The organism is Dehalococcoidia bacterium, from assembly GCA_022451965.1.
GTDB lineage: Bacteria > Chloroflexota > Dehalococcoidia > Lucifugimonadales > Lucifugimonadaceae > TMED-70.
The window spans coordinates 71,232-86,188 of the sequence record JAKUNJ010000004.1 but is presented as its reverse complement, the minus strand read 5'-3'; the positions used below and the strand labels follow the sequence as shown (position 1 = coordinate 86,188).

13 protein-coding genes are annotated in these 14,957 nt (G+C 29.7%); 8 read left to right on the top strand and 5 right to left on the bottom strand.

From position 1 onward, the window contains the following. The first annotated feature begins 24 nt into the window (after positions 1–24). The 4 genes from MK083_02310 to dnaE all read left to right on the top strand — a co-directional run bounded on the left by MK083_02310 (position 25) and on the right by dnaE (position 6,466). Complete coding sequence (locus tag MK083_02310) at positions 25–786, top strand: NAD(P)-dependent oxidoreductase (protein ID MCH2673290.1); 762 nt, start codon at positions 25–27, stop codon at positions 784–786. 9 nt (positions 787–795) lie between these two features. Beyond that, positions 796–1,572, top strand: coding sequence for an enoyl-ACP reductase (locus MK083_02305; protein ID MCH2673289.1), 777 nt, complete (start codon positions 796–798; stop codon positions 1,570–1,572). Next, a complete protein-coding gene (locus tag MK083_02300; GenBank protein MCH2673288.1) occupies positions 1,562–2,827 on the top strand; it encodes an MFS transporter in 1,266 nt (421 codons plus the stop codon). The genes MK083_02305 and MK083_02300 overlap by 11 nt, the downstream gene beginning before the upstream one ends. Before the next feature lie 84 nt (positions 2,828–2,911). Beyond that, a complete protein-coding gene (gene dnaE, locus MK083_02295; GenBank protein ID MCH2673287.1) occupies positions 2,912–6,466 on the top strand; it encodes a DNA polymerase III subunit alpha in 3,555 nt (1,184 codons plus the stop codon). 2 nt (positions 6,467–6,468) lie between these two features. Here dnaE and MK083_02290 read toward each other — a convergent pair whose 3' ends face one another. The 3 genes from MK083_02290 to MK083_02280 are packed head-to-tail and all read right to left on the bottom strand — an operon-like array spanning position 6,469 to position 10,384. Further along, on the bottom strand, positions 6,469–7,734 hold the full coding sequence (locus MK083_02290; GenBank protein MCH2673286.1) for an ABC transporter permease: 1,266 nt from the start codon (positions 7,732–7,734) through the stop codon (positions 6,469–6,471). After that, positions 7,731–8,384 (bottom strand): ABC transporter ATP-binding protein, encoded by a 654-nt coding sequence (locus tag MK083_02285; protein ID MCH2673285.1) that lies wholly within the window; start codon positions 8,382–8,384, stop codon positions 7,731–7,733. The genes MK083_02290 and MK083_02285 overlap by 4 nt, the downstream gene beginning before the upstream one ends. Continuing rightward, positions 8,381–10,384, bottom strand: a complete 2,004-nt coding sequence (locus MK083_02280; protein MCH2673284.1) for a biotin/lipoyl-binding protein — start codon at positions 10,382–10,384, stop codon at positions 8,381–8,383. The genes MK083_02285 and MK083_02280 overlap by 4 nt, the downstream gene beginning before the upstream one ends. 104 nt (positions 10,385–10,488) lie before the next feature. Between MK083_02280 and MK083_02275 the strand changes: the two genes are divergently transcribed. Next, positions 10,489–11,460 carry a nitronate monooxygenase family protein gene (locus MK083_02275; protein ID MCH2673283.1) on the top strand — a complete coding sequence of 324 codons (972 nt, stop codon included), beginning with the start codon at positions 10,489–10,491 and terminating at the stop codon, positions 11,458–11,460. Positions 11,461–11,547: 87 nt separating this feature from the next. Here MK083_02275 and MK083_02270 read toward each other — a convergent pair whose 3' ends face one another. Continuing rightward, positions 11,548–11,790: a Smr/MutS family protein gene (locus tag MK083_02270; GenBank protein MCH2673282.1), complete on the bottom strand. Its 243-nt coding sequence runs from the start codon at positions 11,788–11,790 to the stop codon at positions 11,548–11,550. Positions 11,791–11,842: 52 nt separating this feature from the next. Here MK083_02270 and MK083_02265 point away from each other — a divergent pair, with 52 nt between their 5' ends. Next, a complete protein-coding gene (locus MK083_02265; GenBank protein MCH2673281.1) occupies positions 11,843–12,121 on the top strand; it encodes a hypothetical protein in 279 nt (92 codons plus the stop codon). On the opposite strand, the gene MK083_02260 is transcribed toward MK083_02265, so the two are convergent. Beyond that, positions 12,118–13,074, bottom strand: a complete 957-nt coding sequence (locus tag MK083_02260) for a hypothetical protein (GenBank protein ID MCH2673280.1) — start codon at positions 13,072–13,074, stop codon at positions 12,118–12,120. The two genes, MK083_02265 and MK083_02260, sit on opposite strands and share 4 nt — an antisense overlap. A 44-nt stretch (positions 13,075–13,118) precedes the next feature. Between MK083_02260 and orn the strand changes: the two genes are divergently transcribed. Next, the gene (gene orn, locus MK083_02255) at positions 13,119–13,658 is read left to right on the top strand and encodes an oligoribonuclease (GenBank protein ID MCH2673279.1); all 540 of its coding nucleotides are present in this window, start codon (positions 13,119–13,121) and stop codon (positions 13,656–13,658) included. Next, complete coding sequence (locus MK083_02250; GenBank protein ID MCH2673278.1) at positions 13,655–14,956, top strand: aminopeptidase P family protein; 1,302 nt, start codon at positions 13,655–13,657, stop codon at positions 14,954–14,956. The genes orn and MK083_02250 overlap by 4 nt, the downstream gene beginning before the upstream one ends. Position 14,957 lies beyond the last annotated feature (1 nt).

The following is a 14,957-nucleotide window of genomic DNA, read 5'->3' as shown; positions in this document are numbered from 1 at the left end:
ATTAAAGTTTATTGAGGAATATACATGAATAAAATTCTAATAACAGGGGGATCAGGGTTAATTGGAACTATTTTAAATAAACATCTAAAGGATAAATTTGAGTTAATAAATTTAGATATTAAAAAACCAGAAGAGCATTCTGAAAAAACAATTATCGGAGATATGAATAGTTTAGATGATGTAATAAATGTATCTAAATCAGTTCAAACTATTATTCATCTTGGAGCTGTAATAAATGTAGATTCAGATTGGAACTTAGTTCTAAAAAATAATATAGAATCTACTAGAAATATTTATGAATCAGCAAAAATAAATAAAGTTAAGAAAGTAATTTTTGCAAGTTCAAATCATGCAGTAGGTCTTTTTGAAAATGATAGCCCTTACAAACAAATTGTTAGTGGTGAATATAATGATTTAGATCCAAAAGAAATAAAAAAAATCAATAAAGAAGTTCCTATAAGACCTGATTCGTATTATGGTATTTCAAAAGCATATGGAGAGGCAATAGGGAGATTTTACTACGAAACATTTAATATAAAATCTGTTAATCTTAGAATAGGAACTGTATTAAGAACAGATGATCCATCTAAATCAATAAGACATTTTGCTACCTGGTTATCACATAGAGATATTTCTCAATTGGTAGAAAAAAGTATAATCCACAATGTCGAATTTGAAATATTTTATGGAGTTTCAAATAACAAATGGAGATTTTGGGATATAGAAGATACACAAAAAAAAATATTTTATGATCCAATAGATAATGCTGAGAATTATAGAAAGTAAGAGGATAAAATGAGTGTAAACATAAATCTAAAGGGTAAAAAAGGAATCATTTTTGGTTTGGCTAATCAAAGATCTATAGCTTGGGCAATATCAGAAAAACTTTTTGAAGCAGGGGCAGAACTAGCTTTTACATATCTTGATGAAAGATTGTTAAAAAGTATAGATAAACTTTTAGAACCATATAACTCACTACTAATAAAATGTGATGCTAATAATGAATCTGAAGTAAAAAAGGTTATGAAAGATTTTAATGAAAAATATGGAGAAATAGATTTCATAGTACATTCTATAGCATTTGCTAATAGAGAAGATTTAGGGGGAGATTTTTCAAATCTTTCAAAGGATGGATTCTCTTTGGCTCTTGAAACAAGCTCATATTCTTTAGTAACAATTGCCAGAGAAGCTTCAGAATACTTTTCTAAAGAAGGAGCTTCTGTAATTTCTATGACTTTTGATGCTTCAAGTAGAGTTTATCCTGGATATAATGTTATGGGAACTGCCAAAGCAGCTCTAGAAAATATCAATAGGCAATTATCAGCTCAATTTGGGCCAGCTAAAATAAGATTCAATTCTATATCTGCAGGACCATTACCGTCATTATCAGCTAGAAGTATTCCTGGTTTCACTGAAATGAGAAAAGCACATGAAGAAAGATCGCCAATAAAAAGACCCATCACACATGAAGAGGTAGCTAATACTGCCCTATTCTTAATAAGTGACTTATCTTCAGGAATAACTGGAAGTATAATTCCTGTTGATGGAGGATACGGAATTATTGCACTTTAGTAAAAAAAAACCAAATATTTTTTATGGTTGGTGGATAGTATTCAGTGCTGGAATAGTACAATGGTATTCTTCTGCTGTTTTTTGGAGAGGTTTTCCACCTTTTTTTGATGCAATATTAAATACTTTTGGATGGAGCAGCGCTGCTACTGGAGCAGCACTATCTATACAAAGATCTGAAAGTGGATTGATTTCACCTTTTGTTGGTACAGTTATAAATAAATTTGGTCCTAAAAGAGTTATGGCATTTGGAATATTATTAACTGGCGGAGCATTTATTTGGATGAGCAGAATGCAAGATCTTTGGGAATTTTATTTTGCTATTACAATTCTAACCCTAGGGATGTCTTTTGGAACTTTCATTATTTTTGTAGCTGTAGTAGGAAATTGGTTTAATAAAAATAGAGGAAAAGCTATTTCAATTTTAATGTCCGGGGCTGGTTTAGGAGGAATTACTGTACCTCTGTTAGTTTTAGGGATCGATGAATTTGGTTGGAGAAATTTACTCTTTGCAGTTGGAATAGGTTTTTGGATATTAGGATTCCCTACAGCATTAGTCTTAAGAAGCGATCCCGAAAACTATGGACAATATCCCGATGGAATAAAACCTGAAACAAATATTGAAAATGATGAAATACTTGATGCAAGAGAAAAAGGGATGTCTGTCTCTAATGCTCTAAAAAGTGGAAACTTTTGGAAATTGGCTCTAGCTACAGGATTAAGTCAAGCTGTTTTCACGAGTAACTTATTTCATCTTACATCGTTCAAAGAATTTGGACTTACTACTGCAATAGCTGCTACTATCATTGGATTATCATGGTGGGGAGATATTGCTGGAAGAATAACTGTTGGCTTCATAACAGATAAATTTGATAGAAAAATATTGCTTACAATATCATTTTCACTCTTAACTTTAGGTATTTCTGGTATAGCAATAATGGGTATGTATGAAAATTCTTCATTATTACCTAGAAATATCGGAATAGTCATGTTCATATTATTTTTTGGTTTAGGCTTTGGATCTTCTGTTCCTCTCAGATTAACTTTAGCAGCAGATTATTTCGGAAGAAAAAATTATGGATCAATGATAGGAATCTTAAACACAGTAGGAGCAGTTTTTGGAACATTATCACCTCTATTAGTAGGCCTAACAAAAGATATTACTGGAGAGTATAAATATGCATATTACATATTATCAGTAGGCATGATATTAGCTATACCTTTAGTTATTTCTCTTAAAAAAAATATTAATTCTTAGAAAATAGCCTTTAAAAATAATGAATAATATTGGCTTGAGTTCTATTCTCTAAATAACTTAAATATTTTATCCAAAAATAAAACTTTGAATTCATTTGTTCATTTACATAATCACTCAGAATATAGTCTATTAGATGGAATGAGTAACCTAAAAAAAATGGTTACTAAGGTCAAGGAAAATTCTCAAAGTGCTATTGCAATTACAGATCATGGAAACATGTATGGAGCAATAGATTTTTATAAATTAGCTAAAGAAAAAGAGATTAAGCCAATTATAGGCTTAGAGGCTTATGTAGCAAAAGAAGATAGTTACAAAAAGACACCAGATGAAAAAAGTCCATACCACTTAACTTTACTTGCAGAAAACCATACTGGTTATCAAAATCTTATGAAATTAGTTACGCACTCTAATCTCAATGGGTTTTATTACAAGCCTAGGATAGACAAAAATATTTTAGAAAAAAATTCCGAAGGAATCATAGTTCTTTCAGGGTGTCCTTCATCGGAGTTATCAAGAGCTATAATTAATGACGATCATAAAAAAACAAAAAATACATATGGGTGGTTCCATGAAGTCTTCAAGGATAATTTTTATTTAGAAATTATGGAACATATTGGAGTACCTAATCAACAAAAAATTAATGAAGAACTAATTAGAATAAATAAGGCAAGCAATATTCCATATGTCATCACTAATGATAATCATTATGTAAATCAGGAAGATCATAAAGCCCACGAACTTTTGATGTGTTTACAAACTAATTCTAATATTAATGATCCCAATAGATTTAAGTTTGATGACCATAATTATCACATTAAATCTACAGAAGAAATGTATGAACAATGGAGAGAGTTAGAGCAAGGATTAAATAATACTCTACTAATAGCTGAAAAATGTAATATCGAATTAGATTTATCTAAGAGCCTATTGCCAAAATATGAATGTCCTGAGGGAAAGTCTTCTATGGAATACCTCAGAGAACTTAGTTATAAAGGCTTTACAAAAAAATTTGATTCTAACGAAAGTAAATTAATTGAAAGATTAGAATATGAATTAGATGTAATAGAAAAAACTAAGTTTCCTGATTATTTTTTAGTCTGCTGGGATATCTTTAAGTTTGTAAATTCAAAAAAAATCTTATCTGCAGTTAGAGGATCAGCTGCAGCAAGCTTAGTTTTATATTGCTTAGAAGTCACAAGAATAAATCCAATGGAGCATAATTTAGTATTTGAAAGATTCTTAAATCTTGAAAGAAGAGAAATGCCTGATATTGATATGGATTTTGAGGATGATAGAAGAAACGAGGTAATGAAATATTGCGTAGATAGATACGGTAAAGACCATATAGCTCAGATTATTACTTTTGGCACAATGGGAGCAAAAGCAGCAGTAAGAGATGTAACTAGGGTATTAGATTTACCCTTAGTAGTAGGAGATAAACTCGCAGGTATAATTCCCACTAAAGTCGGAACAAAAATCAAAGATGCTCAAGAAATTGAAGAATTCAGATCGCTTCAAAAAGATAGTGATTATAAAAAAGTAGTTGAATTTGCTACCAAATTAGAAGGAACAATTAGGCATGCATCAACACATGCTGCAGGAGTTATAATATCTCAGGACAATCTAACAAATGATGTTCCTCTTCAAAGATCAACATCAGGTGAGGATGATTCTCCTCCGACTACTCAATATGCTATGGGAGCTATAGCAGATGTTGGATTACTAAAGATGGATTTTCTTGGACTAACTAATCTAACTATTATTGGTAAAACAATAGAATTAATACAAAATTCTATTGATGAAAATTTCGATATTTATAATATTTCTAAAGAAGATAAAAATACTTTTGACCTACTATCAGAAGGTGATACTTTTGGTGTTTTTCAGCTTGAATCAGCAGGTATGAGAAAATATATAAAAGACTTAAAACCTTCTAACATTTCAGATATAGCAGCAATGATCGCTCTATATAGACCTGGGCCAATGGAACATATTGATAGATTTATAAGATCTAAATATGGCAAAGAAAAAATAAAATATCCTCATGAAGCATTAAAGGAAATCCTTACAGAAACATATGGAATTATTGTTTATCAAGACCAAGTACTAAAAATTGCCCAAGCTTTTGGAGGCTACACTTTAGGAGAGGCAGATATTCTAAGAAAAGCAATGGGGAAAAAGATCAAAGAAGTTATGCAGGCTCAAAAGGATACTTTTATAAAAGGATCATTAGAAAAAGGATTTGATAATGATATAGCTAATGAAATATTTGATCTTATCGAACCATTTGCTGGTTATGCATTCAACAAAGCCCACAGTGTTTCATATGCAATGATAGCCTATTGGACTGCTTATTTTAAGGCAAATTATAAAATAGAATACTTTACTTCTTTATTGAATTCATACATAAGTAATTTTGAAAAGATTTCAGATTGTATAACTGAGATAAGAAAAACAAATATAACTATAAAGAATCCTAGTATTAACTATTCAAATTCAAAATTTTCTATAGAAGAAGATACAGATAATAGGAGTATTAGATTTGGCTTAAGTTCATTAAAAAATGTAGGTTTAGCTTCTGTGGAAAAAATAATTAATGAAAGACAACAAAATGGTATTTTTAATTCCTTAGAAGAATTTTGCAAAAGAATGGATTCCGCTTGGGTAAACAAAAAAGTTTTAGAAAGTCTTATCAAGTCTGGTAGCTTAGATCAACTAGGTGATAGAGGTAGTCTGCTCGAATCTACTGAAAGAATTTTACTTCAAATTAATAACGCAACAAAATTAAGAAATAGTAATCAAACAACAATGTTTGATTTATTTGGAGATGAAGTAGAAACTCCAACAACAGAACTCGAACTAAACAATTTCACAACTGATGACACTCAAAAAATGCATTGGGAAAAAGAAATATTAGGTATTTCATTTACAGAAAATCCAAATCATAAAGAAATGTTAAGGATCAGCAAAATAAATGAAGACATGATTGTTTCAATAGATCAAATTAACAATGCAGATAAATCAAAGGCTCAAATAATTATTGGTGAAGTAAGATCTTATGAAAAAAGAGTATCAAGAAAAGGTTCTGAGTTTATGATAGTTAAGCTTGAACTAATTGATGGAATAATTGATCTTATGATTTGGCAAAATAAACTAGAAGAGGTTGATAAATGGATTCATAGCCCTATAGCAAAAATTTCTGGAAAAATTAATAATAGAAATGGAGATATTTCTATTTGGTATGACAATGGTGAAATGTTTTCTTTTGATGATGAAATAATACCAAAAAAAATCTTTAAGGAAAATTTAAATAAATCTGAACCTATTATAACTATTGAAGATAAAAAGAAGGAGGAAAAAATTATTATTGAAGAGTTTGCAAAAGAAGAAGTTAATTATATAAAAGAAGTTATTATTACCCTAGATGATGAGAAGCACTCAAAAAATAAACATCTTATGGATGATATAACAAGAATTTTACTTGATAATGAAGGTCAAATACCTGTATCAATTGTTGTGAAAAATAATAATGAAAAAGTAAAGCTTAACTTACCTTTCGCTAATGTTGATGCTAGTAAATCTCTAGAACAAAAATTGGATAATATAATTGGATTGGAAAATGTATTCTATAAACAGTAGATTTATTCACTTCTTAGTGCTTCGATAGGGTCTAACTCTGAGGCTCTATATGCAGGATAAGCGCCACTAATTAATCCTACAAGAAGAGATACTAGAAAAGCGATAATTACACTTATGGGGGTTATAACAGCAGGTAAATTCGTTTCATCTCCTAACTCATCCTGAAAAGATATTCCGCCTAAATTTAAGGATATTATAATTCCTATTAAAATCCCTAATATTCCACCTATCAAACAAATAGTCAATGCTTCAGTTATAAATTGAAGCCTAATATCAAACTTGGTAGCACCAATAGATCTTAAAGTTCCAATTTCTCGAGTTCTTTCAGTCACACTTACTAACATAATATTTCCTACTCCAATTGCTCCAACTAACAACGAAATGCCTGCTATTGATCCTAAGAATAGAGTAAGAGCTTGAGTAACTTGATTGGCTGCTTCTAGGAGTTGGTCCATACTAGTTATTTCAAAATCAGGTTCATCAACTTCATGGATATTTTGCAACTCCTTAGTAATTGTGTCTGAAACAACAGTTTTATCTGCATCTTCGGTAGATCTAACAATTATAGAAAATACATTCACATCTCCAGTAGGATTTCTTAGAAAACCAATTCTATTTTGCATGGTAGAAACAGGAATATATACAGAAAAATCTTCATCGCCATCACCACCTTTTGCTTTCATAACTCCTGTTACTAAGAATCTAAAATCAAATCTGTTAAATAGACTTAATCTAACAATTTTTCCAACCGGATCGATATCAGGAAAAAGAGATTCCTTAATTTCTGATCCTAATACCATCCTTAGAGCTTTGGTATCAACATCTTTTTGAGTTATAAATTCGCCGAGGCTAGTTTGAGTAGAAATAACATCCATATATTCTGGAGTAGTTCCAAATACATTCGCCTCTACATTATAATCTCCGGCGATTAGTTGTGCAGGAAAATCTATTTGAGGTGCAAGGCTTCTTATCCCATTAATATTTCTAGATGAGAGTTTTTCAGCATCACTTAGAGTTAATGTTATCCCAGAGTTTCTTCCTCCAGAAACCCCGGTAGAAGAATCTTCTGATCTGGCTGTTATGAATAACAAATTAGTACCCAAAGCTGTAATCTCATCTTCAACTTGCTTTCTTATTCCTTGTCCTAAGGATACTAAGACTATTACAGATGTCACTCCGACAATTACTCCTAATGCTGTAAGTCCACTTCTCAAAGGTGTAGAAATTATCGACCTAAAAGCAAATTTTACTGCATCAAAAATATTCACTGAACCATACCATCTTTCATTTCTATGATACGAGAAGTTTTTTTTGCAACTGCATTATCATGGGTTATTATGATTACTGTTATTCCACTTTCTGAAAGTTCTTTGAAAATTTCTATAATCTCATCTCCTGTTTTTGTATCTAATGCACCAGTCGGTTCATCTGCAAGTATTATTTTTGGTTCCCCAACTAAAGCCCTAGCTATAGAAACTCTTTGCTGCTCTCCACCTGATAGTTCAACTGGAGAATGATTTATTCTCTCTAAAAGCCCCATTCTATTTAGAGCTAAAACAGATTTTTTCCTTCTATTTTTTTCTTTTCTGTAGATTAATGGCATTTCTACCTGATTTACAGCTGCAAGTCTAGGTATCAAATTATAGGATTGAAAAACAAATCCAAATATACTTCCTCTTATATGTGATCTAGTATTATCATTTAATTTTGAAACATCATTATTTGCTAGAATATATTTCCCATTTGTTGGTCTATCAAGCAATCCTATTATGTTCATCATTGTACTTTTACCCGAACCTGATGGTCCTTTTATAGATATAAATTCCCCTTGATTAACACTAATATTTACATCTGTTAAAGCTCTAACTTGATTATAACCTGTATCAAAAACCTTACTTACATTTTCTAAGCGAATCATCTTCCTATTCCATCTCCTCTTGGCCCAGGAGGACCCATAGGGGCAGGTCTATTATTTGTAACATCTTCAAAAGACCTTGATGTTGATTCACTTGATCCATTAGTTGATTCTCTTCTGATGTATATTTTGTTGCCTTCATTCAAACCTTTAGTTATTTCAGTCATATTTCCATCTGTTAATCCAGTCTCTATTTGTGTATAGATAATATCATCTTGATTATATGATGAAATTACTTTCTTGATATTCCTATCAACAATTATTGCTTCAGATGGTATAGTGATCACATTCTCAACAGATTCTTGCAACAGAGTAACCGTTCCATTCATGCCCTCTGCAGGTAATTCACCAGATAAAAAATCTAATAAAGGGCTATTTACATCTAAGTTATTTAAGTCAAATTCATTATTTGAGTTTTGGCTTTGACCAATACTTCCAGGAAATCCACCTCCGGGAATATTAGTTAGAGAACTTGGATCTATAGTTCCTATTAATGATTGTATGAGGGGTCTAAATTTATCAATCACTGTAATAACCTCAAAACCTCTAATAAACCTTGCCCTAACTGGGTAAGTGACTACACCTTGCTGAACATTGGGTACATCAGATATCGAAACTACTTGTATTATAAGAGGAGATTCGGGTTTTGAATCAAGAGCCACAATACCATACATTCCTTCTTCCATCTCAACAAATTCTGCTTCTGAAGCAATAATCGTCATTTCTGTTGTTTTTGCATCTGTAAGAGTCATAATATTTTGACCTGAAGCTATAAATTCTCCTTCTTTAAAATTCACTGATGATATTTGACCATCAAAGGATGCATATAATTTTGTTTTTGATAAATTTTCTTCTGCCTGATCAACTAAAAGCTCTTGGATATATAAATTGGATTCTGCTTGGGCAAGATTTTCTTCAGCAAGAGCTATGTCTTCAATCTTTGCGCCACCCAAAATTTCCTCTAATGTATTTATAGTCTTTTGAAGGTTTGTTTCAGCTTGCTCCTCAAGATATTTTAGCCTGTTAATATCATTTTGAGTAGGATTCCTTAAGCTATCTAGAGTATTTTGAGCTTCTTTCAAGCTTGCATTTGCACTATCCAATTGGACATTTAGAACTTCTATTTGTTTAATTGATGATTGATAGTTTGAATTAGTATTTATTAAAGACTTAGATAAATTCATTTTAGTTGTATTTGCATCACAACACTTAAAAACTTCTTTCAAAATATTATCTGTAATTTGCTTTGAAAGAGGGAGATTTTGTTCACCAGAACAGGCATCATTTATATTTGGAAGCCCTAAACCATCCCATACTTCATCACAGTAATTATTTACAGATTCTATAAGTAAAATTTTATTTGAAGATAAAGTATTTTCTGCATTAGAAATTAGTAATTTAGTATTTTCCGTATTATATTTAGCCTGCTCAATAAGTTTTGATACTGAATCAAATTCAGAATCTAATGGGTTCAAAAGATTATCATAATTTTCTTGGGCGGTTATAAAATTTGCTTTGGCTTGACTGACTAATTCTTGTGCGGATTTTAATTGTTCATCAGAAGGATAATTTAATAAATCATCAAGATTTTTTTGTGCCTGACTTACAGCATATTCAGCGGACTTAATTTGTAATTTTTGTCTCTCTAAATTATTAAGTAAATCTTTAGAATCTAGCTCAGCAAGAATATTACCTTTTGAAACATTTTCTCCCTCATTCACTACTATCGAAGTTATTGTTCCATTTGTATTAAATGATAGATTAATTTTGTTTTCAATATTAGTACTTCCAGAAGCAATCATCAAATCAGCTATTGTTCCTTTTTTTACCAAATATTCTTCATAAGAAATGGTAACAGAATTTTCTGTAGAATCATTAATCAGATACCATGATATGAGAGCAAGTGAAATAATTATAAAAAGTACTAAATAAATAATTGTCTTTTTACCAAATTTCCTTTGATTTTGGTTAATCAACTGATCAATATCGTTAGAATTTTGCAATATCAACTCCTAAAATCACATATATACTAATTTTATCGTAATTTTGTTAAGATTAGGTAATGGAAATTTGATAGTAAAATATCATAAACATAATAAAAAATAGTATGTATAAAATAAATAGTTTTAATTTAAGAATCCCTGTGGTTGCGGCACCTATGTTTACAATTTCAAACCCTAATTTAGTTATCAGTCAATGTATTTCAGGAGTTGTAGGTTCATTCCCAGCATTAAATGCTAGAAAACCTGAAACTTTAAATGGATGGATAAATCAAATAAAAGATGGAATAAATGAGTTCGAAATAAAGAATCCTGAAAAAAAAGCTGCTCCTTTTGCTGTAAATCAAATTTGTCATAAATCAAATAAAAGATTAATTTCTGATATGGAAACATGTGTTGATCATAAAGTCCCAATAATTATAACTAGCTTGAGACCACCTGATGAAATTATTGAAGCTGCTCATAGTTATGGAGGAATTGTATTTCATGATGTTATAAGTATTCGTCATGCAAAAAAAGCTGCTGGTTTAGGAGTAGATGGTTTAATTTTAGTTTGTTCAGGAGCTGGTGGTCATGGGGGGAATTTATCACCTTTTGCTTTACTAAGAGAAGTAAAAGAGTGGTTTGATGGAACAATATTATTATCTGGTTCTATAGGTGACGGATATTCGATTGCATCAGCACTAACTTTGGGGGCAGATTTAGCATATGTTGGATCTAGATTTATTCCAACTTACGAATCTAATGCCAATGAAATTTATAAAAAAATGATTCTTGATAGTACTGCTGAAGATATACTCTATACTTCATATTTTTCAGGCATACCAGGAAACTACTTAAAAGGATCAATAAGTAATGCAGGATTGGATCCTAATAATCTTCCCGATGGAGACAAAAGTCAAATGAATTTCGAATCAACAAAGAAACCAAAAACCTGGAAGGATATCTGGGGTTCAGGACAGGGTATAGGCAGAATAGATGATATTACCTCTGTAGAAGAAGTAGTTTCAAATTTAGAATATGAAATGTTAGAGGCAATTAAAAAACTAAATCATAAAGTAGGGAAAAATAATGGATAAATTTAAGGAATTATATAAATTATGGTGGTTTAGATGGACATTATGGTTTGTGATAGGAGCATTAATTGCAGTAATTATTAGAAATTTCTAGTAAATTAAGTTGCCTATAGTAGAACTGTAATTATGATCAGCATAAAAATCCTTAATAAATTCAGACTTTTCTAAAACTTCTTCTGTAATTCTTTTCAAGACTCCTGTTCCGTGTCCATGGACTATTCTAACTTGTGAATAATTTAGATTAATACAGTTATAAATATGTTCTTCAATAGCAATAATAGCTTCCGAAGCACGCATACCATGAAGGTCTATAGATATTTTTTCATCTTTCATAAAAATTAATATAGATTTTGAATAATTTATGAGTAATATGATATTGAAATTTATGAAAAAAGATAAGTATAAAGAAATAATAAAAAATTTAATTTCAGTTGGCATTGAATTTAAAATGCATAATAATAGATATCCTGTTATTTATTCTAAAACAAAGATTGACCCTAAAATTCTAGAAATTGCAATAGATCATAGAGAAGGTATTGCTAGAACACTCAATAAAGAGAAAGAGGAATTATTAAAATCATATAATGACTCTGAAGGTGCTAATAAATTTTTCTATAAAACAATTTTAGAGGAAAAGTTTAATCAAAAAATGGATAAATCCTAGTTCAAAATTAAAGTTGAAAAAATTTTTCCTTCTATTAATATTTTTTCTTTTTTTTCAATAAATCCTAATTGATTGAATATTTCTTTTTTTTCTAAATCTTTTTCTAGAATATTTACATAAAGTGAATTCAAGTTTAGATTATTAACGCTATCTATATTTGACTTAATCAAGTTTATAAACTCGTTTTTATAATTTTTTTTGTAATTGCCATCGATTCTTATGTTATTTTCATCTATGTTCTTAATAGTAGATATAGCAAAAATTTTATTTCTGTTGTCAGATATCACAAACCAATCTCCAAAATTATTTCTTATACTTTCAAACTTATTATAGGCACTTAGGCACATTGATGAAAAATTATTCCCAATAATACCAGCATTTAAGTCTACCTTGAATTCATTAATCTCTGATAAAAAATATGCAATAATCGGAATCCTATGTTCAGAAGAACCTTTTGATAGTGTTAATGACTGATTATTATTATAAAAATCATAAATGAATTCATCAAAATCTATATTTTGTCTGGAATTAAACATAACTTTTGAATTACGTATCTGTATCCATCCTAAATTTTCATAAATTTTTTGAGCTACAGGATTAACTGTACCTAAAAAAATTCCTTCTGATTCTTTATTTGAAAAAAAATCTTCTTTTGCATCATTACAAAGGTCTTTTGCATAACCATTACCTCTAGATTTTTTTTCTGTACAAACTTCTCCTAATCCGGCCAAAGTTCTTAGTTTCTTGTCATATAAAGTTATGCAAGAACTCTTAATTTGATCATCTAATTCATAAGTAAAAAGTTTGATATTTGTTATTTCTTTTTCAGATCCTAACAAATGATTTTTTTTGATATCTATATCTTTTTCTGTCTCATAACCATTATTTAACCATAATTTATATAATTGAAATATCTTTTTCTCATTAATTGGAATAGTGTAGATTTTCTTCATTTGATAATATTAGTACTAATAAATAATAATACATTATTACCTATATGATCAATGATAATAATCTAATTTGGATGGATCTAGAATTTACTGGATTATCTGATGATCAAGTGATTATAGAAACAGCATGCATAATTACTGATAAAAATTTAGAAATACTTGAAGAAGGACCAAACTTAGTTATCAACAGATCTGAGAAAGAACTAGAGATCATAGAAGATTGGCCACTTAAGATTCATACAAAATCAGGTTTATTAGAAGCTGTTAAGGTATCTGAAATAACAATTGAAGATGCAGACAAAAAAAATGTAGATTTTATATCAAAATGGGTAAATAAAAATAAGGGTATACTTTGTGGAAATTCAATTCATATAGATAGAAGGTTTATTCATAAAGAAATGCCTCTTTTAGATTCATACTTAAATTATAGAATGGTAGATGTATCTTCTCTTAAGGAAGTCATAAAGCGATGGTATAAACCTTCAAAAGTTGAGCCAAGGAAAAAAAATGCTCATTTAGCCTTAGATGATATAAGAGAAAGTATTGAAGAGCTTAAATGGTATAAAAATAGATATTTTATAGAATGAAAATTTTAGATCAAAAACAATATCAAAATAGAAGAAATATACTTTTCCAAAATATGGAGGAAAATTCAGTTTTGTTAGTCGGAGGAGAAACTGAGAAAGTTAGGAACAATGATGTTAATTTTGATTTTAGACAAGATTCTATATTTTGGTATTTAACTGGAATAGAAGAAGCAGATGCATTAATGATGATGCTAAAAAAAGATTCAGAAAAATATATACTTTTTCTTCAAGAAAAAAAGATTGAAGAGGAAGTTTGGACAGGTTATAAAATTGGTAATGAAAAAGCTAAATCATTTTACTTAGCCAATGATTCATATAAAAATGATGAAACAGAAAGATTTATTGAAATTTTACTTTCATGTGAAAAAATTTATTATAACCTAGGATCATCTGAGAAGATTGATAAATTAATAATTGAAGGCTTAGAACAATTTAAGAAAATCAAATCAAGGATTGGGATACCGAATCCAATGATAATAGATCCTTCAGTATTGATTGATCTCATGAGATTGAAAAAATCTAATGAAGAAATAAATGTTCTTCAAAAAGCAATTGATATTACTTCAAATGGGTTTAGGGAAGCTATTAAAAAAACATCTATAGGTCTCTTTGAGTATGAAGTACAAGAAATATTAGAAAAAGAATTTAGAATGTCAGGTGCAAAAAGAAATGGTTATCCTTCCATTGTTGCTTCTGGTAGAAATGCATGCATTTTACATTACGTTAGTAATAACAAGCAGCTAGAAGATAACGACCTAATACTAATTGATGCAGGATCTGAGTGGGATTATTATTCTGCAGATATTACTAGAACTTGGCCTGTAAATGGTACATTTACTTCTGAACAAAAAGATATATATGAAATAGTTCTTCAGGCAAATATAGATGCTATCAGTGAATGTAAATTAGGGAATTCAATAAATGATCCTCATAAAAAAGCATTGAAAACTCTGATTCAAGGCTTGAAGCATTTGGGTATACTAAAAGAATCTTTAGATGAAATAATAGAAAAAAGATTATATTTCCCTTTTTATATGCACTCAACATCTCATTGGCTGGGACTTGATGTACATGATGCAGGTAGCTATAGAGATGTTGAAGAAAATTATACAAAATTTGAAGAAGGAATGATTTTGACAATAGAGCCTGGATTATATTTTGGAGATATGGCTCAAAAAATAACAAAAAAATATTCAAATATAGGAATAAGAATTGAAGATAATATACTAATAGATGCTAGTGGCCCAAAAAATTTATCAGCTAATATTCCTAAGGATATTAAAGATATGGAAAGATAGC

Excerpts from the sequence above, each read along its gene's own strand:
- orn (MCH2673279.1), top strand. The coding sequence starts at position 13,119 with ATGATCAATGATAATAATCTAATTTGGATGGATCTAGAATTTACTGGA.
- MK083_02275 (MCH2673283.1), top strand. The coding sequence starts at position 10,489 with ATGTATAAAATAAATAGTTTTAATTTAAGAATCCCTGTGGTTGCGGCA.
- MK083_02305 (MCH2673289.1), top strand. The coding sequence starts at position 796 with ATGAGTGTAAACATAAATCTAAAGGGTAAAAAAGGAATCATTTTTGGT.
- MK083_02285 (MCH2673285.1), bottom strand. The coding sequence starts at position 8,384 with ATGATTCGCTTAGAAAATGTAAGTAAGGTTTTTGATACAGGTTATAAT.
- MK083_02310 (MCH2673290.1), top strand. The coding sequence starts at position 25 with ATGAATAAAATTCTAATAACAGGGGGATCAGGGTTAATTGGAACTATT.
- MK083_02260 (MCH2673280.1), bottom strand. The coding sequence starts at position 13,074 with ATGAAGAAAATCTACACTATTCCAATTAATGAGAAAAAGATATTTCAA.
- MK083_02250 (MCH2673278.1), top strand. The coding sequence starts at position 13,655 with ATGAAAATTTTAGATCAAAAACAATATCAAAATAGAAGAAATATACTT.
- MK083_02265 (MCH2673281.1), top strand. The coding sequence starts at position 11,843 with ATGAAAAAAGATAAGTATAAAGAAATAATAAAAAATTTAATTTCAGTT.
- MK083_02270 (MCH2673282.1), bottom strand. The coding sequence starts at position 11,790 with ATGAAAGATGAAAAAATATCTATAGACCTTCATGGTATGCGTGCTTCG.